The 21,403-nt window shown below is 67.6% G+C and carries 19 protein-coding genes and 2 pseudogenes; 12 read left to right on the top strand and 9 right to left on the bottom strand.

Annotated elements, in window-relative coordinates; all coding sequences use genetic code 11:
- The first annotated feature begins 1 nt into the window (after nt 1).
- Genes ABZW96_RS24510 through ABZW96_RS24530 form a run of 5 tightly spaced genes read left to right on the top strand, consistent with a single transcriptional unit; the run spans nt 2 to nt 6,628 of the window.
- On the top strand, nt 2-1,186 hold the full coding sequence (locus ABZW96_RS24510; protein ID WP_355077960.1) for a class I SAM-dependent methyltransferase: 1,185 nt from the start codon (nt 2-4) through the stop codon (nt 1,184-1,186).
- 4 nt (nt 1,187-1,190) lie between these two features.
- The gene (locus ABZW96_RS24515; protein ID WP_355077961.1) at nt 1,191-2,369 is read left to right on the top strand and encodes a nucleotide disphospho-sugar-binding domain-containing protein; all 1,179 of its coding nucleotides are present in this window, start codon (nt 1,191-1,193) and stop codon (nt 2,367-2,369) included.
- A 55-nt stretch (nt 2,370-2,424) separates the two neighbouring features.
- Nucleotides 2,425-3,993 (top strand): glycosyltransferase family 87 protein, encoded by a 1,569-nt coding sequence (locus ABZW96_RS24520; protein WP_355077962.1) that lies wholly within the window; start codon nt 2,425-2,427, stop codon nt 3,991-3,993.
- The gene (locus tag ABZW96_RS24525) at nt 3,990-5,267 is read left to right on the top strand and encodes an NAD(P)-binding domain-containing protein (protein WP_355077963.1); all 1,278 of its coding nucleotides are present in this window, start codon (nt 3,990-3,992) and stop codon (nt 5,265-5,267) included. Before ABZW96_RS24520 ends, ABZW96_RS24525 begins: the two co-directional genes overlap by 4 nt.
- Nucleotides 5,268-5,278: 11 nt before the next feature.
- Nucleotides 5,279-6,628: a cytochrome P450 gene (locus ABZW96_RS24530; RefSeq protein ID WP_355077964.1), complete on the top strand. Its 1,350-nt coding sequence runs from the start codon at nt 5,279-5,281 to the stop codon at nt 6,626-6,628.
- A 125-nt stretch (nt 6,629-6,753) separates the two neighbouring features.
- On the opposite strand, the gene ABZW96_RS24535 is transcribed toward ABZW96_RS24530, so the two are convergent.
- Nucleotides 6,754-7,707 (bottom strand): NmrA family NAD(P)-binding protein, encoded by a 954-nt coding sequence (locus tag ABZW96_RS24535; RefSeq protein WP_355077965.1) that lies wholly within the window; start codon nt 7,705-7,707, stop codon nt 6,754-6,756.
- Between the two features lie 134 nt (nt 7,708-7,841).
- On the opposite strand from ABZW96_RS24535, the gene ABZW96_RS24540 reads away from it, so the two are divergent.
- Nucleotides 7,842-8,354 carry a helix-turn-helix domain-containing protein gene (locus ABZW96_RS24540; protein ID WP_355077966.1) on the top strand — a complete coding sequence of 171 codons (513 nt, stop codon included), beginning with the start codon at nt 7,842-7,844 and terminating at the stop codon, nt 8,352-8,354.
- A 241-nt stretch (nt 8,355-8,595) separates the two neighbouring features.
- On the opposite strand, the gene ABZW96_RS24545 is transcribed toward ABZW96_RS24540, so the two are convergent.
- Together ABZW96_RS24545 and ABZW96_RS24550 are read right to left on the bottom strand one after the other, a co-directional pair.
- The gene (locus ABZW96_RS24545; RefSeq protein ID WP_355077967.1) at nt 8,596-9,519 is read right to left on the bottom strand and encodes an NADP-dependent oxidoreductase; all 924 of its coding nucleotides are present in this window, start codon (nt 9,517-9,519) and stop codon (nt 8,596-8,598) included.
- Between the two features lie 73 nt (nt 9,520-9,592).
- Nucleotides 9,593-10,318: an SDR family oxidoreductase gene (locus ABZW96_RS24550; protein ID WP_355077968.1), complete on the bottom strand. Its 726-nt coding sequence runs from the start codon at nt 10,316-10,318 to the stop codon at nt 9,593-9,595.
- A gap of 105 nt (nt 10,319-10,423) precedes the next feature.
- Here ABZW96_RS24550 and ABZW96_RS24555 point away from each other — a divergent pair, with 105 nt between their 5' ends.
- Nucleotides 10,424-11,263, top strand: a complete 840-nt coding sequence (locus ABZW96_RS24555; RefSeq protein WP_355077969.1) for a LysR family transcriptional regulator — start codon at nt 10,424-10,426, stop codon at nt 11,261-11,263.
- Between the two features lie 420 nt (nt 11,264-11,683).
- Here ABZW96_RS24555 and ABZW96_RS24560 read toward each other — a convergent pair whose 3' ends face one another.
- Both ABZW96_RS24560 and ABZW96_RS24565 read right to left on the bottom strand, forming a co-directional pair.
- Nucleotides 11,684-12,448 carry a DUF2071 domain-containing protein gene (locus ABZW96_RS24560; protein ID WP_355077970.1) on the bottom strand — a complete coding sequence of 255 codons (765 nt, stop codon included), beginning with the start codon at nt 12,446-12,448 and terminating at the stop codon, nt 11,684-11,686.
- Entirely contained in the window at nt 12,448-12,783 is a 336-nt protein-coding gene (locus ABZW96_RS24565; protein ID WP_355077971.1) for a metalloregulator ArsR/SmtB family transcription factor, read from the bottom strand. The genes ABZW96_RS24560 and ABZW96_RS24565 overlap by 1 nt, the downstream gene beginning before the upstream one ends.
- A gap of 41 nt (nt 12,784-12,824) precedes the next feature.
- On the opposite strand from ABZW96_RS24565, the pseudogene ABZW96_RS24570 reads away from it, so the two are divergent.
- Nucleotides 12,825-12,956: pseudogene (locus tag ABZW96_RS24570) on the top strand (resolvase); the annotation flags it as partial.
- A gap of 65 nt (nt 12,957-13,021) precedes the next feature.
- Here the strand turns inward: ABZW96_RS24570 and ABZW96_RS24575 are convergent.
- Together ABZW96_RS24575 and ABZW96_RS24580 are read right to left on the bottom strand one after the other, a co-directional pair.
- Nucleotides 13,022-13,261: pseudogene (locus ABZW96_RS24575) on the bottom strand (DUF4158 domain-containing protein); the annotation flags it as partial.
- Nucleotides 13,262-13,285: 24 nt separating this feature from the next.
- On the bottom strand, nt 13,286-14,407 hold the full coding sequence (locus ABZW96_RS24580) for an epoxide hydrolase family protein (protein ID WP_355077972.1): 1,122 nt from the start codon (nt 14,405-14,407) through the stop codon (nt 13,286-13,288).
- 104 nt (nt 14,408-14,511) lie between these two features.
- On the opposite strand from ABZW96_RS24580, the gene ABZW96_RS24585 reads away from it, so the two are divergent.
- Nucleotides 14,512-15,513, top strand: coding sequence for a YafY family protein (locus ABZW96_RS24585; RefSeq protein ID WP_355077973.1), 1,002 nt, complete (start codon nt 14,512-14,514; stop codon nt 15,511-15,513).
- A 13-nt stretch (nt 15,514-15,526) separates the two neighbouring features.
- Here the strand turns inward: ABZW96_RS24585 and ABZW96_RS24590 are convergent, their stop codons facing one another.
- Nucleotides 15,527-16,297, bottom strand: a complete 771-nt coding sequence (locus ABZW96_RS24590) for a helix-turn-helix transcriptional regulator (protein ID WP_355077974.1) — start codon at nt 16,295-16,297, stop codon at nt 15,527-15,529.
- A gap of 120 nt (nt 16,298-16,417) precedes the next feature.
- On the opposite strand from ABZW96_RS24590, the gene ABZW96_RS24595 reads away from it, so the two are divergent.
- Entirely contained in the window at nt 16,418-17,395 is a 978-nt protein-coding gene (locus ABZW96_RS24595; protein WP_355077975.1) for a zinc-binding dehydrogenase, read from the top strand.
- 13 nt (nt 17,396-17,408) lie between these two features.
- Here ABZW96_RS24595 and ABZW96_RS24600 read toward each other — a convergent pair whose 3' ends face one another.
- Entirely contained in the window at nt 17,409-18,863 is a 1,455-nt protein-coding gene (locus ABZW96_RS24600; protein ID WP_355077976.1) for a serine/threonine-protein kinase, read from the bottom strand.
- Between the two features lie 425 nt (nt 18,864-19,288).
- Here ABZW96_RS24600 and ABZW96_RS24605 point away from each other — a divergent pair, with 425 nt between their 5' ends.
- Nucleotides 19,289-20,482, top strand: coding sequence for an FAD-dependent oxidoreductase (locus tag ABZW96_RS24605; RefSeq protein WP_355077977.1), 1,194 nt, complete (start codon nt 19,289-19,291; stop codon nt 20,480-20,482).
- Nucleotides 20,479-21,399 (top strand): RNA polymerase sigma factor SigJ, encoded by a 921-nt coding sequence (gene sigJ, locus ABZW96_RS24610; protein ID WP_355077978.1) that lies wholly within the window; start codon nt 20,479-20,481, stop codon nt 21,397-21,399. The genes ABZW96_RS24605 and sigJ overlap by 4 nt, the downstream gene beginning before the upstream one ends.
- Nucleotides 21,400-21,403 lie beyond the last annotated feature (4 nt).

Consider the following 21,403-nt stretch of genomic DNA (forward strand, 5'->3'; position numbering starts at 1 on the left):
CGTGACCCTGAACGACGAGAACGTTCTCGCCGCCCACTTGATCTCCGTCGCCGACGGCGTCCCCGAGGAGACCGCCGCCCGGATCGGCGAGATCGGCACCGAGACCGTCGCCGACGCGGTGCTGAAGGAGATCGCCTGGCGCGCGGGCTACGGCGCGCGCCCTGGACAACCGGTGACCGCGGTGTTCGAGCTGACCCACGAGGGCAAACAGCTGGACTACCTGGTCACCTTCGGCGCCGACGACCCCGCGATCGCGCCGGGCACCCTGGAGGATCCGTGGCTGGTGGTGCGCCAGGATCTGGTGGAGTTGCTGCGCGCGGTCTACGGACCGCCCGACGCCGCCCTGGGCACCCGCGCCATCACGATCAAGGACGAGCCGGGGCCGGGCAGTTTCGCGCCGGACGACCCGTGGCGATTGGCCCGCGACGCCGCCGCCGTCGCCGCCGACCGCATCGTCACCGCCTGCCGTCCCCACCACTACGACCTCGACGCGCTGTCGCTGCACTTCGGTTCGGACAAGTGGGGCGGGCACTGGTACACCCAGCACTACGAGCGGCATTTCGCGCCGCTGCGCGACAGCCGGATCCGCATCCTCGAACTGGGCATCGGCGGATACACCGCCCCCGACGTCGGCGGCGCGTCGCTGCGGATGTGGAAGCAGTACTTCCGCCGCGGCCTGGTGTTCGGGCTGGACTACTTCGACAAGTCCGGCATCGCCGAGCCGCGCCTGCAACCCCTGCGCGGCGATCAGGGCGATCCGGCGTTTCTCGACGGGCTCGGCGACTCGCTCGGCCCGTTCGACATCATCATCGACGACGGCAGCCACATCAGCGGCGACGTGATCGCCTCGTTCGGTGCGCTGTTCGCCCACCTGCGGCCGGGCGGACTGTACGTGGTGGAGGACACTCAGACCTCCTACTGGTCGGGCTGGGGCGGAAGCAGCACCGCGACCGACGATCCGGCCACCACCATCGGTTATCTGAAGACCCTGGTGGACGCCCTGCACCACCAGGAATTCGAGAAGGAATCCGGCCGAGCGGCAGGCGCTTTCGACGACTGGATCGGGGCGCTGCACTTCTACCACAACATCGTGGTGATCGAAAAACGCCGCAATGCCGAGCAATCGGCTCCATCATGGGTGCCTCGGCACACCAATCCGATGGAGTGGATGAAGCCGAAGGAGTGATCGGATGAAGTTTCTAGTCGTGCCGGTGCCCTCGTCGGGCCATCTGCTGGCGATGGTGCCGTTCTGCTGGGCGCTGCGCCAGGCAGGCCACGAAGTGCTGGTCGCCTCGCGCGACGACGTGACGGCGACCGCGCTGCGCTCGGGGCTCAACGCCGTCGAGGTGACCGCGTTGAACGTGCCGATGGACCAGTTGCGTACCCAGGTGAACCCGGGCATGTTCCCGCTGCCGCTGTTCGCCGACCGCGACCAGTCCAGCGGACAGGGCCTGTGGCAGATCGCCGCGCAGAACTGGCACAACCACGCCCGCCAGTACCTCGAGACGTTCGCCGCGGTGGCCACCGACTGGGGCGCGGAGGTGATCCTCACCGACCCGCTGGCCACCATCGGCCGCGCGCTCGGCGCGCAACTGGATCTGCCGGTGCTGGTGCACCGCTGGGGCATCGACCCCACCGGCGGTCCCTTCACCGACCGCACCGCCGCACTCGCCGAGGAGGCGGGCACTCGGCTGGCCGACCCGGTCGCCGTGCTCGACATCTGCCCGCCGCGGCTGCAAGCGCCCGATGCCGCGCCGAGCATCCGGCTGGGCTACGTCCCGTTCAACGGCACCGGCGTGCTGCCGCCGTGGCACCGCAACGAGCACGGCCGCAAACGGATCGCGGTCTGCATGGGCGGCAGCACGCTCGGCCTGACCGGTCCCCGGCCGCTGGAGTCCGTGCTCGCCGCGCTGGCCGCCGTCGACGACGCCGAGGTCGTCGTCGCGCTCTCGGCACCGGACCGGGCCACGGTCGGCGAACTGCCCGACCATGTCCGTGTCGTGGAAGAGGTTCCGCTGAACCTATTCCTGCCGGGCTGCGATCTGCTCGTGCATCACGGCGGCTCGACCACCGGCCTCACCGCAGGCTGGTTCGGCCTGCCGCAGTTGGTGCTGCCACAGATGTTCGACCAGTTCGATTACGCCAGGGGCCTGGTGCGCAGCGGGGCCGGGCTGACCGCAGAGACCGCTGCCGGGCAAGGCGACGTCGAGGCGCTCACCACCGCGATCCGCACGCTGCTGCGGGAGCCGCGTTTCCGCGCCGCCGCCGAACAGATCGGCGCCGACCTGCGCGCCGCGCCCGCACCGGGCGATGTGGTGTCCCAGGTTGTTCCGCTGCTGGCCGAGCACGCCGGAGCAGCGACCAGATAGACCGACCGCGCGGCCCGAACCGGGCGGCGCGGGAACCGAAAGCCGTAGGTTGCAGATGATATCCAGGACATGGACCAGGTTCCGTGGTTCGCTCGACTACTACGCCGCGATGTACGCGGTGTTCGTGGTCGGCATTCTCGTCCCCGTCGTGATGATCGTGCTCGCGCTCACCGGCCTACCGGGCCCCGTGACCGCCGTGCTCGGCATCGTGTGCGCGGCGGTGCTGTTCGTGCTGTTCGTGCCGAGGGTGCCCGACGAGTGGCGGGAGGTGGTGCGCAGCAAACCGATCGTGGTGCGGGTGCTGTGGAGCCTGGTGATCGTGCTCGTCGTCGCGGTCCTGGCCCGGTTGACGCAGTTCATCCTCGACGCCGACAACGTGGACGCCTCGCTGTCGGCCGACGACGACTTCCTGGTCAAGAAGACCCACCTGTCCGGCTACATCAGCGGCGCGCTCATGGCCGAACATGACCCGGCCGGTCTCTACGACCGTCACCGCTACGAGTCGCCCCAGGCGGATTCGATCCTGCCCGCGGTGACACCGCAGGATCGCGACGCCTACCTCTACCCGCCGCCGTTCCTGCTGCTGCCGCGATTGCTGCTGCTGTTCAGCCACGACTTCGCCACGCTGCGGGCGCTGTACTACTCGCTGTACGTGGCGATCGTGCTGGTGGCCATGTTCGCCATCGCCCGCTGGATCGGCGGCAGGCAGGGCGGGGTGCTGGCGGCGCTGACCCCGGTGGTGTGGATCAGCCTGCCGACGCTGGCGACCATGCAGATCGGCAACGTCCACGTGCTGGTGCTGTATGTCGGCGGTGCGGGCGCGATGGCGCTTTTCCATCTGCGGCGCAACATCTTCGGCGGCGCGGCGCTGGCGTTCGCGATCGTCGCCAAGGTGTCCCCGGCGATTCTGCTGGTCTATCTGCTGGTCCAGCGGCGCTGGCGGCCCGCGGCCTGGACGGCCGTGTTCGGCGGCCTGTATTCACTGGCGACGTTGGCGATCTTCGGTTGGGAGCCGTGGCGGCAGTTCTTGTCCGACGGCACCTGGAAGCGGCTGGCCAGCGGGGAGTTCCACCAGTTCGTGCTGGTCGAACGCGCCAATCAGCTGGTCAACTATTCGCCGTTCGGGCTGCCCTACAAGGCGAACATCATGGGCTGGGACATCGGCGATCCTGTCGGTCCCGCTCGCCTGATCACCAACGTCTACACCTTGCTGCTGCTGATCCTGGTGGCGGTCACCGCGGTGCGCATCCACCGGCGGCTGTCGGCGGGGGCCGAAGGGCCGCGGGTGCGCGCCGAGCAGCTGGCCATCTGGCTGGCGGTGCTGACGCTGGCGTCGTTCCGCGCGCCGTTCGGGCCGTGGGTGTACATCGCGGTGGGCGCGGTGTGGATGCTGGCGGTGTACGCGGGGCTGATGCGCGGCGGCAAACGCACCGTCGCCCTGCTGACGGTGGCCTGGCTGATCATCGCGGTCTACAACGAGAACGTCTACTTCACGCTGGTGGCGCAGACGATCATCTACGTGGCCTGCTTCTTCGTGGCCTGGCGGGCGAGCGCGGGCACCGAGCCGGAAGCAACGCCGCCGCAAGAGGACTCCCCGCGAACGGAACGGGTCTCCGCGGCATGAGCACCTATTGCGTGATCGGCGCGGGTGCGGCCGGTCTGGCGACCGCACGCGAATTCGCCGCGCACGGCTTGGATTTCGAGGTGCTGGAAGCGGCCGACGGTATCGGCGGGATCTGGGACGCCCGGCGCCCGGACTCGCCGGTCAGCCGCAACACGCACGTGATCGCTTCCAAAGGGGTGCAGGCGTTTTCGGGGTTCCCGATGCCCAATGACTATCCCGACTATCCCGGGCACGAACTCGTGCTGCGCTACCTCAACGCCTACGCCGACGCTTTCGAGCTGTGGCCGCGCATCCGGTTCAACACCGCGGTGCGGCACGTCGAGCCCGGCGATGACGGCTGGTCGGTGACGCTGGCCGACGGATCCGAGCGACGCTACGCGGGAGTCGTCATCGCCACCGGCCACGACCGCACCCCGCGCCGCATCGACATCCCCGGCTCGGGCACGGTGCCGGTGCTGCATTCGAGCGAGTACCGCGATCCCGAACAGGTGCTCGGCAAGCGGGTGCTGGTGATCGGGGCCGGGCAGTCGGCGGCCGACATCCTGTCCGACTGCGCGGTCAACGCCGCGCTGACCCTGCACAGCAGCAGGCGCGGGTTCTACTGCATGCCCAAGTACATGCTGGGCCGCCCGACCGACAGCATGCTGCAGGGCCGGATGTGGCGGCCGCTGCGCAAGCGGGCCTTCGAGCGGCTGTTCTCCTATCTGCGCGGCCGCTCTCGCTCGTTTGGGCTGCCGGTGCCCGATTTCGCCGAGGGCATCGTCATCCCGATGCTCGGCGACCAGTTGCACCACTACTACACACACGGCGACATCACACCCAAACCCGACGTCACATCGATCGACGACGACCGGGTGACGTTCGCCGACGGCACCGAGGAGAAGGTCGACCTGGTGGTGCTGGCCACCGGGTTCGTGCCGAACTACCCCGTCGTCGACCGAACTCTGTTGAACTGGGCCGACGGCAGCCTGCGACCGGGTTTGTATCTCAACATCTTTCCGCCGCACACCCGCGACTTGTTCGTGATCGGGATGGTGCGCCCGATCGGCTCGCACTGGGACGTCTACGAGAAGCAGGCCGAGTTGGTCGCCGAATATCTGCGCGCCAAGGCGAACGACCCGGTGCGGGTCGAGCGTTTCGACCGCGCCACCCAGGGCCGCCAGCCCGACCTGTACGCCGGGCTGCGGCTCTATCACGCCGACCAGTACCCGCTGGTGGTGGAGAAACAGGACTACGTGAACCAGCTGCGCAAGCACGCCAAGCTCTTGAAGTGAAAGGTCGGACCATGAAAGCACCCGGGCCCGGTCTGGTGGAAACCGGACGCATGCTGCCGAAACTGGCGAAGAACCCGCTGACGACGGTGGGCGCGTTGCTGGACGGCTACGGCGACGTCGTGCGGGTCAAGGCGGGCCCGATGCTGGTCTACCTCGTCGCGGATCCGGCGATGACCGAGTACGTCCTCAAGGACAACTACACCAACTATCGCAAGAGCCCGATCTACGACGAGTTCAGCATCCTGCTCGGCGACGGGCAGCTGACCACCAACAACCTGGAGTACTGGCGTAGACAGCGCAAACTCATCTCCCCGGCGTTCTCCCACTCGCACGTCAAGGGTTTCGCCGACGACATCACCGACAGCGCCGCGGCGATGCTCGACAGCTGGGACGCCGCGGCCGGAGAATTCCGCGACATCTACGACGACTACGTCAAGCTGCTGCTCGCGGTGACCGGCCGGATCCTGTTCGGCATCGACCTGTCCACCGACACCACACAGGTGACCGACGCGATGCGCGCGGCGTTCGCGCTCATCATGAAGCGGGTGAACGCGCCGGTGAAGCTACCGCAGTCGTTCCCGACGCCGGAGGCCCGCCGGGTCGCGCGCAAGGTCGGCGAACTCGACGACGTGGTGCGCCATCTCATCGACGAACGCCGCCGCGGCGGCGACACCAGCGACGTGCTCACCGCGCTGGTGCGCGCTCGCGACGAGGGCGGGCAGGGCATGCGGGAGGAGGACTTGCTCAACGAGATCAAGACCTTGCTGGTGGCCGGTCACGAGTCACCGGCCAACGCGCTGTCGTGGGCGTGTTACCTGCTGGCCACCCATCCCGAGATCCAAGAGCGACTGGCCGAGGAGGTCCGCTCCGTGATCGGCGACCGCACGCCCACCTTCGCCGATCTGGGACAGCTCAGCTACTGCCGCATGGTGATCGAGGAGACGATGCGGCTGTATCCGCCCGCCTGGATCGTCGAACGCACGCCGATCGCCGATGACGAGATCGGTGGCTACCACGTGCCCGCGGGCGCGCGGGTCACGTTGTGCATGTACTACGTCCACCGCGACAAACGTCTGTGGGACGACCCGGAGCAGTTCCGTCCGGAGCGTTTCGCCGACGCCGCCGTGGCCGAACGGCACAAGTTCGCGTTCTTCCCGTTCTCCGGCGGCCCCCGCATCTGCCTGGGCAAGGACATGTCGATGACGGAGATGGTGCTGATCCTGGCCATGACGGTGCAGCGTTTCCGCCTCGAACTCGACGACACCCACCCGGTGGTGCCGCTGGCTTCGGTGAACCTGCGCCCGGAGTTCGGCATCCGCATCCGCCCGGTCCGCCGCGTCACCGAACCCGCGACGACCTGACCTCCCGCCGTGGCCGCACACTTCAGGAGCTTCGAGCATGCCTGACGGGGTGCCAGTAAGAATCGTGTCACCTGGTACCTGAAGCGTTGCTGCCCACTAGTGCGCACACGCCCGGATCCGATGGATCAACGTCCGGGGGCCGCAACGAACTGGTGACTGTGTTCGCGGAGGAACTCGGCGAACGTCTGCGGCGAACGGCCGATGGCCTCGGTGGGTGCGGTGGTATCGACCGGCGGGGCCGAGGGCAGCTGGGAGAACACCGCGCCGATGGCCGAAATGTGCTGCGCCATGGCTGGATTGATGGATGGTTCGGTGCCGTTGTGTGCGAGGGCTTCCAGTTCGCGCTGCCATTGACCGGCAGGGATGGAGGTGTATCGGACCGGTGTTCCCGTTTCGGCACCGATGAGAGCGGCGATCTCGGCGTGGCTGTGCACGGTCGCCCCCTGCGGGTAGAGCGTGGTGCCGCGAGCGTATCGCGCCGGGTCGGTCAGCGCCGCCACGGCGAGATCGGCGGCGTCGAGACCGCTGATCCACGGCACCGCCGCATCGCCGAAACTGTTGGCGAAGCTGCGGGTCTGGCGGATGGATCCGGCGTGCAACAGCACGATGTTCTCGTAGAACAGGGCCTTGATCCGTAAGATCGTCGGTTCCAGTCCCGCCCAGGACAGCACCTGTTCAGCGGCCCATTGCGCGCGTCCCAGCCCACTGGGGTTGTCGGAGGCCGAGACCGCCATGGACATCACGACCAGCCGCGGCGTGGTCTCGGCATGCCGGATCGCGGAGGCGAGATTGGCGGCGGCCTGCACGATGCCGGGAGCGACCGGATAGGTGAAATACACGGTGTCCACGTCCCGCACGGCCGCATCCAGCGTCCGGCGATCCAGCAGATCGCCCACGACGATTTGCGCGCCGAGAGCGCGGAGGCGTTGTGCGCGTTCGTCATCCGCGCGGACCAGCACGCGGACCCCGTGGTCGTGTTCACGAAGACGCCGCACGACATGTGAGCCGGTGCCGCCGTGTCGTCCGCCCGCACCAATGACGAGCGTGGTGGTTCGGGGGCTGTCGGGGGAGAAAGTCACAAGTGCGCCTTCCGATCGTTCACCAGGGTGAGATGTGGCAGCTCGTGGTCCGGCTGCGACGCCCACGCTAGAACCGGTAACTACTATTATGCAAGTTACTGTAGGGTTACTGTGGATGGCGAAAGGATCAGCAGGTGCGGCGAACGAGTTTCCAGGCGATGGGGTGCCCGATTGCGGGCGCTCTGGAGTATGTCGGCGACTGGTGGACGCTGCTGATCGTGCGCGACGCGCTGGACGGGTTCACCAGATTCGACGAGTTCGAACGCAACCTCGGCATCGCCCCGAATATGCTGACCAGGAGATTGCGCACTTTGGTCGAATCCGGGCTGCTCGAACGCAGGCGCTACAGCCAGTCCCCGCCCCGCTACGAGTACGTCATCACCGACAAGGGGCGAGACCTCTCTCCGGTCCTCGTCGCCCTGTACGCCTGGGGCCGCAAACACACGGGATCGGATGCGCCGAGCGTGGTCCTCACCGATCGGGACACCGGGGAGGAGGTCATGCCCGGCCTCGTGGACCAGCACAGCGGACGCCCCCTCTCGGCCGTCGACCTCGCCTTCCTCGCCGGCCCAGGGGCCGACGGTTTCATGCGTGAACGTCTCGACCCCGAGTTGCGGGAGGCGCGGCGCCGACGCGGCGCCAACTAAGTGCACGTCTCCTTTGACGGACTGATGCCGGACGGAAAAACCGCGCGGAGCAACGGCCTGATGTGCCGAGCCGCGACAGCCGCGGCTACCGCAACTCGATGCAGTTCGGCCCTTCGGACGCGTTCGAAGCCAGGACAGATCGGGATTCGCCTGGTCCGTCCGCGTTGCCCATCACCACGGAGGCACGCGCCGCGGCAATGAGCGAGGCCGTTCGGAGCAGGCTGCATTGTGTTGGTGCAGGTCAGGGCTCGAGCACGATCTTGCCGTGGGTGTGGCGGCGTTCGAGTTCGGTGTAGGCCTGGCGGACCTGCGCCAACGGGTAGACGTTCGCGATCGGGACTTCGAGGTGTCCGTCGGCGATCAGGGCGGCCAATTCGGCGAGCACCTCGGCGCCGGGCCTGGCGTCGGTTCCGGGTTCGGTTTTGACTCCGTACTTCGCGGCTGCCGCGAAATCGGCGATGGTGTCGATCCGTTCGACCGAGACGCCGAGAGCCAGGGCCAGTTCGACGTAGCCGCCGCCGTGGGTGTCGATGAAGGCATCGACGCCGCCCGGTGCGGCGGTCTCGATCCGTTCGGCGACGCCGGCTCCGTAGGCTACCGGAATCACGCCGTGGCTTTGCAGCCATTCGTGGTTGCGCTCGCTCGCCAGGCCGATGACGGTGGCTCCGGCACGGCGAGCGAGCTGTACGGCGAGCGAGCCGACTCCGCCGGCCGCCGCGGATACCACAACGGCCTCACCCTGCTCGAGCTGTACGGAATGCACTGCCCGCCAGGCGGTCACGCCGGCGACGTAGAGGCCGCCCGCCACCTCCCATGAGACGTTGCGCGGTTTGGGTGTGAGGTTGTCGACGTCGACCAGGACCAGCTCGGCCTGGGCGGCCCTCTTCTCGGAGAACCCGATCACCTCGTCGCCGACCGAGAATCGGTCGACTCCGGCGCCGACCTCGGCGACAACCCCAGCGAGGTCGCTGCCCTGCCCGGACGGAAATGTCGAGGGAAAGATGTCGGCCATCGCGCCGGTACGGATGGCCGCCTCACCGGGATTGATGCCTGCCGCCCTTACCTGCACGAGGACCTGCCCGTCCTCGGGTACGGGCCGGTCGACGTCGTCGACCCGCAAGACCTCGATTCCGCCGAACTCGTCGTATCTGACTGCCTTTGTCATGGTCTTGCTTCTCCCTCGGCGCGCGGCGCGCAGCTGACGTCGAGAACGGGAACGGGCGGCAACGGTGTTCTTGTCACCAGGGCACTGTTCCGGCGTCGTCGAAGAATCCGCCGGTCGGTCCGTCGTCGGGCAGGGTCGCGAGGTGAATCGCGATGGCCGCGCCCTGTTGCGGTGTGCGGACGCCGCGAAAGCCGTTGAGGTCGGTGGCGGTGAAGCCGGGGCAGCCGGAGTTGATCAGGATTTTGGTGTCGCTGAGTTCCTTGACGTATTGGATCGTGAGGGCGTTGAGGAAGGTCTTCGACGCCAAGTAGGCGGCGGGAACCGGGCCCATGTCGATGCCGGGTGTGGTTTGCAGGGCGAGCGAGCCGACGCTGCTGGACATGTTGACGATTCGCGGTGTGGCCGAGGCGCGCAGCATCGGCAGCATCGCGTTGGTGACCCGAATGACCCCGATCACGTTGGTTTCCACGACGATTCGCACGGTCGCGGGATCGACGGTGGTCGGTGTCTGCGGCAGGTCGCCGGTGATCGCGGCGTTGTTGACCAGGACGTCGAGCCCGCCGGCCTGGTCAGCGATCATTTCGGCCGCGGCGGCCACACTCGCGTCGTCGGTCACGTCGAGCGGCACACCGAACGCATCGGTCCCGGCCGCGCGCAGCTTCTCCACCGCGGTGTCGCGGCGTTGCCGATCCCGCGCGCCCACACCGATTCGCCAGCCGAGCGCGCCCAGGCCGGCGGCGATCTCGTATCCGATTCCCTTGTTCGCGCCGGTCACCAGCGCGATCGTCTGTTCACTCACACCGTCGATCCTGCTGCGGTTGCGGGTGCGGCGTCCAAGACCGGTCGGGTTTGCGTCGATACCGCACGGGTATCGGTCGAGGTCATCGCCGGTTACCATGGCCTGGTGGAGACGCGGGAGATGCGATATTTCGTCGCCGTCGCCGAGGAGTTGCACTTCGGGCGGGCGGCACAACGGCTCTCCATGGCGCAACCACCACTCTCGCGAGCCATCCAGCAGCTCGAGCGGCGGCTCGGAGTCGTTCTGCTGCACCGCACCGCTCGCGCCATCGCCTTGACCGAGGCCGGGACGGTGCTGCTGCGCGAGGCCCGGACCGCGCTCGACGCGGTCGAAGCCGCCGAGCGCCGCACCCGCCGCGCCGCGGCCGACCAGCCGGGTGTGGTGCTGGTCACCAAGGCCGGTGCGTCCAGGGAACTGTTGTCGAAGCTGCTGGACGCCTACGCCGCCGAACCGGGCGCCGTGGCCGTCGAGGTGATGCTGTGCGGGCCCGGCGAACCGGAAAGCCTGCTGCGCAACGGGCGTGCCGACGTTGCGCTGCTCCACCGGCCCTACGACACGACAGCCGGATTCGACACCGAGGATCTGCATACTGAACAGCAGGTGGTGGTCCTGCCCGCGGGTCATCCCCTCGCCGACCGGGCGCATCTGTCGTTCGCCGAGCTCAACGCCCAGACGGATCTGCCTCTGCCGCGCTGGCCGCGACGGGATGGAAGTTATCCGGACGGCCCCGGCCCGCGGGTGCGCGACCATACCCAACTGCTCCAACTGATCGCGCTCGGACTGGCCTGCGCGGTCGTGCCCGAGTCGCTGCGAACTCAGCTACGCGACGATCATGCCGTGGTGGCGGTGCCGGACGCACCGGTGGTCACGACCGTCATCGCCTGGCCGCCACACAGCAGATCCAAAGCCGTTGCCGACCTCGTCCGCACCGCGACACGCCTCTGATCGGCACCACTGTTCGCCGACCGCACCGAGTTCACCGCCACCACAGGCGCCTCCACCGGCCGGTCGACAGCCACCGCGACCGTGACACCTTCGGCGACACATCGGTGACCGGCAACCCGTCCAGCTGTGCGCACCGTTGCGGCGCGAGTTCATGCGCCAGCCGGTCATAGGTTTCCCGCTGCGCCTGCTCGGGGTCCCGGTAGAACTCGCGCGAAAAACAACGACAATGGCTTGACCAGCACCGATGTCGTGTTGTCTGGTTCGGGCTGCGGGGTGTGCTGGGCTGGTGGTCGGCTTGGCTGCCGTTGAGGTTCCCCGCGAGAAGGCCCTCGACTTCGGCGCGGAAAGTCGCGCTCATGAAACTGCCGTGTACGGGGAGCTGGATCCGGTGCTACCCGCCCGACGACTGGCGCAGTGCACTCATTCCGGATGTGCGCTATTCCCTGCAGGCGTGGAGCCGGCATCGACCCGCAGCGGCGGAAGGGGGTGCCAGGTCGCCGGCACCTGCCGCATGAGTAAGGCGCAGTCGAGCACCGCGCTGCCTGGCGGGAACCGGTCCCGGTCGTCGAAGACCGTAGACCGAACCGATTGGATATCGACCGGCTCGACTTGCCATGCGTCCGTCTGGAGTTCGAGCCCATCAAGGCATTGACCGCTACGCGTGGCCGAGAATCCGGCCGAGCCACGCCGAAAGAAGTCCGATGCCTGCGCCAGATCGGCGAACAGTTCACTTCCTTGGAACCGCTCGGTGGTCCGGACGTCCACGCTCACGGAGACCATCTTGTCCTGACTGGTGAAGGCCACATGCACGTCCTGCGCTGTTTCCCGCACGTCGAATCGCGCCAAACTGTGCTTACCCGGAAACAGTCGGCCACCGGCAAGGACATTGATCGCCGAACCGCTGTCGCGGCGCGGGATGTACACACCGGTCGAGCGTCCCTGCGGACCATCCCACTCCACCGCGATGCGATGTGCCGCGTTTTCGCTGCGCAGCCCGACCCAGCCGGATAGCCGACTGGGCCGGAGCTGTCCGAGGCGGATCAGGCAGATGCCGGCAACCGCCCAACCGCCAACCAATTGAGGTCGCATCGGCGGCGGCACCAAGCTCGCGGCGGCGTCAGGGTCGACTCGGTAATTGACCAGAAGGCGTCGCTCGACGACGCTGGACAGCCGCGGAGGTCTCATCAGGTTCCCCTGTTCTTGGTGGTTCGCAGTCTGCGCTGCCTGACGATGACCTGCTCCGGGCAGATCGCGCTGAGGAACCTGCCGACACACAGCGCCAGTCGTTCCTCGACAAGCGAGTAGAAGATTCGATTGGCGGCTCGTCGCTCTCGGACGAGCCCGGCTGCCTTGAGTACGCCCAGATGCCGGGAGATCGAGGGACCGCTGATCGGAAACCTCGCGGCGATATCACCCGCGGTCAACTCGCCGGAGCGGAGGTCCTCCAAGATCTGTCGACGCGTGGAGTCGGCCAGCGCGCGGAACACCCCGGCTTCCTCTTCAGGCCCGAACTCGGTCATGTTTACAATTTAGCACCATAGCTAAATAGCGAATAAAGAAGGCCATGGTGGCCGAATTCGTGGCCAATCTCGGCCACATGCGCACCCGCGAAGGCATGGCCAAGGCCCGCGCGAAGGGCCGCCTCGAGGGCAAGCAGCCCAAACTCCCTCTCACCGCCCGGAAAACGATCCACCTCAGCGGCCCCGCACCGCGCGTGTAGCCCTATCAATTCAGTTCGCGCGAGTTCTACCGGGACCCCTGCTCGCGGGCATGAGCCACGTGCTCCACCAGGACCGCCGGACCCGGCCCCCGCCGGCCCAGGTATTGCGCCACCAAGCGCAGGTGATCGGTGTGTGTCTGCGCTCGGCGGCCGTAGGAACCGATCGCGCTCGCATCGACGTTCAGCTCGGTAGCCAGCCGGGCCACCGCTACCGGCGGCGCCGTCGACACCTTGTCCGGCACGAACCCGAGCCGAGGCAGTGTGCACAGCGCAACAGCTGCGATTACTCCATCGGGTTCGGGCTATCGCAGATGTTCGAAGAATGTTCGCAGATCAGCTGCCAGTTGAGCCGGCGCCTCCATGGCCGGGAAGTGCAGGCCGTGCTCGAATTCGGTCCAGTGCGCGTCCGGCGGCGCCGGGACTACCTTGCGCACGGTCTCGTCCGCACTGAACACCGCGAAGCCCTGCGGTACCGCGGGCGCGCCCCAATCCGAGGAGTGCGCTTGGTCATAGAGGGTGTGCGCCGCGGTGATGCCCGCTCCGGTGAACCAGTAAAGGCTGACGGTCGTGAGCAATTGGTCGCGATCGATCGGCAAGTCGGTCCATTCCTCGAACTTCTCGGCGATCCACGCCAGCTGCAGTAGCGGCGAATCGACGAGACCGTAACCGATGGTCTGCGGTCGGCTCTGCTGGATCGACAAGTATCCGGAACCCTCCTTGCGGAACGCGTCCATGCGCTCGAGGATCAGCTTGTCGACCGGGTCGTCGGCATCGAGGCGCTCGGCCATTCCGGGAAGGAACGTCGCCACATTGGCGGCGGTCAGCGGATCGGTAACGACGTGGACGCCGATGACATGCTCGCTGTCGCGGGCGCCGACCAGGCCGGATATGCCTGCGCCGACGTCGCCGCCGTGAACCCCGTAGCGCTGGTAGCCCAGCCTGCGCATCAGCTCGATCCACGCGTCCGCGGTGCGGCCCATCGCCCAGCCGGTCGCGCTGAGCGGAGTGGAGAAGGCATAACCGGGCAACGACGGCGCGACCACATGGAACGCAGGCCCCTCGGCCGGGTCGACCAAAGGCTCGATGAGGTGGAGGAATTCGGCGACCGAGCTGGGATAGCCATGGGTGATCAGCAGTGGCGTCGCGTCCGCTCGGCCGGAGCGGACGTGCAGGAAATGAATGCGCTGGCCGTCGATCTCGGTCGTGAACTGCGGATAGGAATTGAGCGCGGCTTCCTGCGCACGCCAGTCGTAGCCGGTGCGCCAATATTCGGCCAGCTCCTTCAGGTAGAGCTGCGGTATGCCGCGGTTCCAGCCGGCATCGGGCAACTCGGCCGGCCAGCGGGCATCGGCGAGCCGATGGTGCAGGTAATCGAGATCGGACTGCGCGATGTGGATGCGAAAGGGCTGGATTGCGTCACTCATTGGGATTCTCTCTGTCGGCTCGGGCGAGCGTTTCGCGCCGGTGAAACATAAGGTAGTTGCCATTGCGGAAAGGTTGGTTCCTCAATTCGGGAGAAGATCGATCAATGTTCGAAACCTCGGCACGACTGCTTCGTCTGCTTTCCTTGCTGCAAGCGCGCCGCGACTGGACCGGACCCGAGTTGGCCGCTCGACTGGAGGTCACCGTGCGCACCGTCCGCAACGACGTCGACCGCCTGCGACGGCTCGGCTATCCAGTCGAGGCTCGGCCGGGTGTCGACGGTGGATACCGGCTGGGTGTCGGAGGTGCGCTGCCGCCGCTGCTGCTCGACGACGACGAAGCGGTCGCGATCGCGATCGGGATGCGCAGCGCCGCAGCCGGTTCCATCGCGGGCATCGAGGAGACCTCGTTGCGTGCACTGACGAAACTGCAACAGATATTGCCGTCGCGGCTACGCCGTCGCGTCGACGCCTTCGGGTCGCACACCCTCGCGCTTGCCCCGCGCGGCCCGCTCGTCGACCCGGATGTGCTGACCGTGATCGCCGACGCCTGCCGCGACCATGAACGACTGCGGTTCGACTACCAGACGCATTCGGGGGCCGCCGGTCGGCGTTCGGTGGAGCCCTATCGCCTGATCAACGATCGACAACGCTGGTATTTGATGGCCTGGGACCTCGACCGCGTCGACTGGCGGACCTTTCGCGTCGACAGGATGCGGCCCCGCACACCGACCGGCCCCCGCTTTACGCCGCGGCCACTGCCGCCAGACCATGAGATCACCGCACGAGTCGCCCGCGGAATCGGCGAGTCGACGTGGCGCTTCCGCGCCAGGGTGATCGTGCACGCGCCCGCGAATCACGTGCGCAGCCGACTCCCGATTCCCGTCGACGTCGAGCCGTTGAGCGAGGACCGGTGCGCGTTCGAACCCGGCTCCGACCATCCGGAAATGCTGGCGCTCTACCTCGGGCTGCTTGGCGCCGACTTCGAGATCGTGGACTCACCCGAACTGGTGCGGACCCTGCGGACGATCAGCGAGCGCTACCAGCGCGCGCTCGCCCCGTCGTCGGGTCGACGTCGTTGGTCGCCACCGACGGGCGGGGCCTTGTGATGTGGCGCCGAGGTCATGGAGTGGTGCGGTAGCGGCCCGGGGTGGTGCCGACGAGGTTGGTGAAAGCGGCGATGAAGCTGCTGGGGTTCGCCCAGCCGCAGGCGTGGGCGACGCGGGTGGTGTCGTGGCCGTCGGCGAGCAGGACGAGTGCGTGGTAGACGCGGAGCTGGGTGCGCCACTCGTAGAAGGTCATGCCGAGTTCGTTGTGGAACAGGCGGCTGAGGCTGCGGGCACTGGCTCCGATCGTGCGCCCGAGTTCGGCCAGTGACGTGTTGTCCGCGGGGTTCTCGGAGAGGATCCGCGCAATCGCTTGCAACCGGTCGTCATCGGGTTTCGGCAGCACGAGTGGCTGTTCGTGTGCTTCCTGGAGTTCATCGACGAGGACGCGGCGAAGGCGAGCCCGCGCGGCGCGGTCGTGGTCGCGTGGGCTCGTGAGGGTGAGCAAGATTTCGCGGGCGAGGCCGGAAGCCAGGAACACGGCGGGACGGTCCGGCACGAGCCGCGCCTGGGATGGGGGTAGGAAGACGATCCGCATGTCGGTGTCGCCGTGCGCCCGATGGTAGTGCGTGAACTCGGCAGGGGTCCACGCGATTCGATTGGCCGGAACGATCGATGTGCCCTGTTCGGTGTGCACGGACAGGACGCCGCGAGCCGCGTAGACCAGGTGTCCACGCGGATGGGAGTGCACCGAGCTCGTTCCCCCCGACGGCCACAGGTGCACCCCTCCGGACGGCCACAGTTGGGATGTCGGGCCGAGCCGGGGAAGTTGGCGGCCAACGGGCATGGGTTGGCATTCTATCGGTAGACGGCCACACGATCGGCTGGCGACAGTGGACGCATGCGCAATGACCTCCATTCAGCCAGCACCGCCGCCCCGATGCGGTGTGAGACGACGAGTACGACGATGCGAGCGGCCGTCTGTGTACGGGCGGGTGACCCGGAGGTACTGGAGATCCGTGAGCTACCGGTACCAGCGATTCGGGAGGGCTGGAGCCTGGTGCGGGTGAAGGGCGCGGGCTTGAACCGATCGGAGCTGCGAACCCGTCAGGGACATTCCCCGAACGTCCGGTTCCCCCGTGTGCTCGGGATCGAATGTGTGGGAATCGTGGCAGCCTCGACCGATCCCATGTTGCCGGTCGGCGCGACCGTCGCGGCGGTGATGGGGGAGATGGGCCGGGAGTTCGACGGCGGCTACGCGCAGTACGCGTTGTTGCCGAATTCGCTGCTGATGCCGGTCACCACCAGGTTGCCGTGGGAGGTCTTGGCCGCACTGCCCGAGACATACTTGACCGCGCAGGGCTCACTCGACGCATTGGGCATCGTGGCGGATAGCCAGGGGCGGTTGCTGATTCGCGGTGGGACATCGTCGGTGGGTATGGCGGCAGCGTCGATCGCGTCCGGCCGCGGCGTCGAGATCGCTGCCACGACCCGACGGCACGACAAGATCGACGCGCTGACCGCGATCGGCGTCGACCACGTACTCGTCGACGACGGCGGGTCGCTGGCGGCCGGCGTGCAGGCGGTCTGGCCCGAAGGGCCCGACTACGTGCTGGATCTCGTCGGAGCGCGCACGGCGGTGGACTCGCTGCGCCTGGTCCGCCGGGGCGGCACGGTATGTGTGGCGGGTTCGCTGAGTGGGTGGCTGATCTCGGACTTCGAACCGATAGCGATGATCCCGTCCGGAACCAAACTGACGGCTTTCCACAGCGACAACCTGAAGGGCAGCGCGGGCGCGGCCGTGCTGCAGCGCGTCGTCGACGAAGTCGAGGCCGGTGTCTATCGACCCAACCTCGACCGTGTCTTCGGTCTGGACGACATCGTCGCAGCCCATCGGTACATGGAGGACAACCGGGCCACCGGAAAGATCGTCGTGGTGCCCTGAGCGCTCTGCGGGCTCATGGCCGGTTCCTGGGACGCTTGTCAGCGAGCCAGCGCCTGGTCGCGGGGGACAGGGTGCACAGCAGCCCCGTACAGGAGAAAAACAGGAGCGTGCCAACGAAAACCAGGTCGCTGGTACGGCTGTCGCCACCCAGACCGGCTCCGGCTCCGACCAAGCCGACCAGCGTGAGGATCCCGGTACCCAGCGCCACGGCGATGCGGCCCGCTCGCTTGCGCCGGAACAGTGCGATCGAGCCGCCGAGCAGCACCAGTGCCATCGTGGTGGAGATCGCCATGGGGGCGAGAAGTTCGAGGGCGACCTCACGCAGCGTCTGGCGGTGACCGTATTCGATGTGCGGGGTCGTCAGCTCCATCACCCCGTTGGCGATGATCAGACAGAAGACCAGCCCGAAGCCGAACGCGACGACAGCGCCGATCCTGGGAACGACGCCGGATGGCCGGGCCGGATCGTGGATGGGCGTGAGCGGCTGCAGCGGCGGTAGGTGTTGGGCGCGCCACCGGGGCTCCGAAGGCTGGTTGAGCAGGGTCGGGGCCGAACGCGGCCACGGGTCGACCGCCGTGGCGGGGTGGGCCGAGCGTTGGTCGACGAAAGTCGGCGCGGGCGCCACGGCGGGAGCGTCGCCGCGCAGGGCCGCCGCCGCGGCCGCGGCGAAGTCGCCGCAGCTGGCGAATCGTTCGTCGCGGTGCTTGGCCAGGGCACGGGCGATCACCTCGTCGAGTCGTCGTGGCAACTCGGGGCGGGTTTCGCTGAGGCGCGGCACCGGCTTGGCGATGTGTCCGGCGACGATCTGACCGGGGTTGGTCGAGGGGAACGGTGGTTGCCCCGCCAGCATCGTGTAGAGGGTGCACCCGAGGGAGTATTGATCGGCGCGGTGATCGACCGGCTCACCGGACAGTTGCTCCGGCGAGGCGTAGGCGAGTGTGGCGGTGAACGTTCCGGTGGCGGTCAGTTTGGTATCGGCGTCGAGTATTCGCGCGATCCCGAAATCGGTGAGCAGAGCATGTGTTTCGCGACCGGCTTCCGGTTCGGCGATCAGGATGTTGGCCGGTTTGATGTCGCGATGCAGCACACCTCGGCTGTGGGCGTAGTCCAGCGCCTTCGCCGTATCGCCGACGATCCGCAGGACCTGTTCGGGGCGGGCGCTCCGGGGATCGAGCCGCGCAGCGTCGGTGCCACGGACGTACTGCATGGAAATCCACAGGTGCCCGTCCTCGGTGCCGCGGTCGTAGACGCCGACGATGCCCGGATGCTCCAGGCGCGCAACCACATTGGCTTCCTGTTCGAACCGCCTGCGCAGCTCCTCGTCCTCGGACACCGCGCGATTGAGCAGTTTGAGCGCCACCAGCCGCGGCAGGCGCGGGTGCCGCGCCAGATAGACGGTGCCCATACCGCCTTGCCCGAGCACGCCCTCGATCACGTAGCCGGCGAACGACTCGTGCTGCCTCAACACCTATGGCCCCCTTCTAGACCCGGCCACCCGGACCGCAGGCAGCATAACTCCTGGTTTCCGGGCCCGGCTTCGCGACGGGGACCTGCCGCACGGTCCGTGGCCGTCGCCGAAGGTCGACCGGTTCGAACCGATCGCGGCCAAGTATGCCGAGGAGTGGCCGCGCAGCGTATACCAGTTCTGCATCCGTCATCGGACCGCCCTGCGGCGAGGCTGGGGGCCGGCGGAAGCCGTCATCCTCTGAGTGAACATGTTCCAGATCGGCGACGCGATACCTGCGTTGGGAGGACCCGCAGGCCGCCCTGTACTGCCGATTCGTGCACTCCGCCTGTACGCGAGTCGACGATCTCAGCGGGCTGGCGACGGGCTGCGAATGTGACGGCTGTCACTTCGTGTCAGATCTGGACGGTGTGGCGTGTCTGGAGGGCATGACTGATTTCAATGCCATCACCAAAGTGGTTGTGATCGGCGGCGGTTACGCCGGTACCGTGGCGGCCAATCGGCTGCGGCTGCGGCGCGATGTCGAGATCACACTGGTCAATCCGCGTCCGCGGTTCGTCGAGCGCATGCGGTTGCACCAGTTCGTGGCCGGTACCCATGAGGCTGCCATCGACTACGACACACTGCTCGGCGCCGGGGTGCGGATGATCGTCGATCGTGCCATCCGCATCGATACCGCCGCCCGCCGGGTGGAACTGGGTTCGGGGCGCGCACTCGACTACGACTACGTGGTCTACGCGGTCGGCAGCACCGCCGCCGTGCCGGGGTCGGTGCCCGGTGCCACCGAATTCGCCTTCCCGATAGCCGAATTCGAACACGCCCAGCGGCTGCGCGCGGCGCTGGCGGACGTGCCGGTCCAGGCGCCGATTGTCGTCGTCGGCGGCGGGCTCACCGGCATCGAGACCGCCGCCGAACTCGTGGAGCAGGGCCGTACCGTGACACTGGTGGGTGGCGGTAAGTTGGCGGCGAACTTCTCGAATCCGGCCCGGCGATCGGTGGCGAAGTGGTTATCAGAGAATGGAGTCGAGGTGCGTGAGCAAGCGCGGGTGGGCGAGGTGCGACGCGACGGGGTCGTCCTGACCGACGGCGATGTGCTGCCCGGTGCGATCACGATCTGGACCGCCGGATTCGGGGTGCCCGAACTGGCGGCACGCAGTGGGCTGCGCACCGATGACCTGGGCCGGCTGCTGACCGACGAGACGTTGACCAGTCTCGATGACGAACGCATCGTCGCCGCAGGGGACGCGGTCGCGCCATCGGGCCGCCCACTGCGGATGAGCTGCTATGCCGCCCAACCCTTGGGCGCGCAGGCCGCCGACAATGTACTGGCCCGCATCGCCGGGGACGAACCTGCTGTGCTGGACGTGGCCTTCACCGCCTGCACCGTGGGTTTGGGTAGCCGCGCGGGTGCCATGCAATTCAGCCGTCGTGACGACACACCCGTGCCGATGTATCTCGGCGGGCGAACTGCCGGGTGGATCAAGGAACGGGTGGGTCTCGCGGGCCCGATCGGGACCATCCGCAAAGAAGCCCGCAAACCCGGCGCGATCCCGACCTTCCTGGGCTTGGGCAGGCGTAAGGATCTGAGCGCAGCCGAGCCGCAGGGAGTTCCGAAGCCGTGACCTCCACCGACGAGCACACCGAGCGTTTCGTTCACCTGCGACCGCTGCTGTTCACCATCGTCTACGAAATCCTGGGCTCCGCAACCGAAGCCGACGACGTGCTGCAGGACAGCTATCTACGGTGGCGGGGGGTGGACCTGGCCACGGTCCGGGATACGAAAGCTTATCTGGCCCAGCTCGTCACGCGGCAGGCATTGAATGCGTTGCGGGCCGGCGCCAGTCGTCGCGAGGAGTACGTCGGACCGTGGCTGCCCGAGCCGCTGCTGCTCACCGACGGTGACGCCTCGAGCGATGTGGTACTCACCGAATCGGTCTCGATGGGGATGCTGATCGTGCTGGAAACGCTCACCCCCACCGAGCGGGCGGTCTTCGTGCTGCGTGAGGTCTTTGGCTTCGACTACGACGAAATTGCCTCCGCGACAGGGAAATCCGTCGACGCCGTGCATCAGACCGCCCGCCGCGCCCGCAACCATGTCCATTCCCGGCGCAAGCGCTACGGCCCCGTCGACACCGTCCGAACCGCCGCGGTCACCGAACGCTTCATCACGGCCGCGACCACCGGGGACATGGAAGGCTTGCTGTCGCTGCTCGCGCCGGACATCACCTGGACCACTGACAGCGGCGGCAAGGTGACCGCACTGCCGGAGCTGGTCATGGTCGGCGCCGAACGAGTGGGCGCGATTCTCATGGCGGTCTTCAAATACGCTCAGCGGCGACCGGAAGTACGCATCGAGACAGTGAACTGCAACAGTCAACCGGCACTCGCGTGCTATATCGGCGACAAACTGGAAGCCGTCCTCGTGTTCGACATCGCCGACGACCAGATCGTCAGCGGCTACGGCATCCGCAACCCCGACAAACTGGCCGCTCTCGAAATCCCGCGCGCCATCAGCCGCACTGAAACGCCCACGGCGTAGTCCC

It is taken from the genome of Nocardia sp. NPDC004168 (assembly GCF_040610355.1).
Lineage (GTDB): Bacteria > Actinomycetota > Actinomycetes > Mycobacteriales > Mycobacteriaceae > Nocardia > Nocardia sichangensis.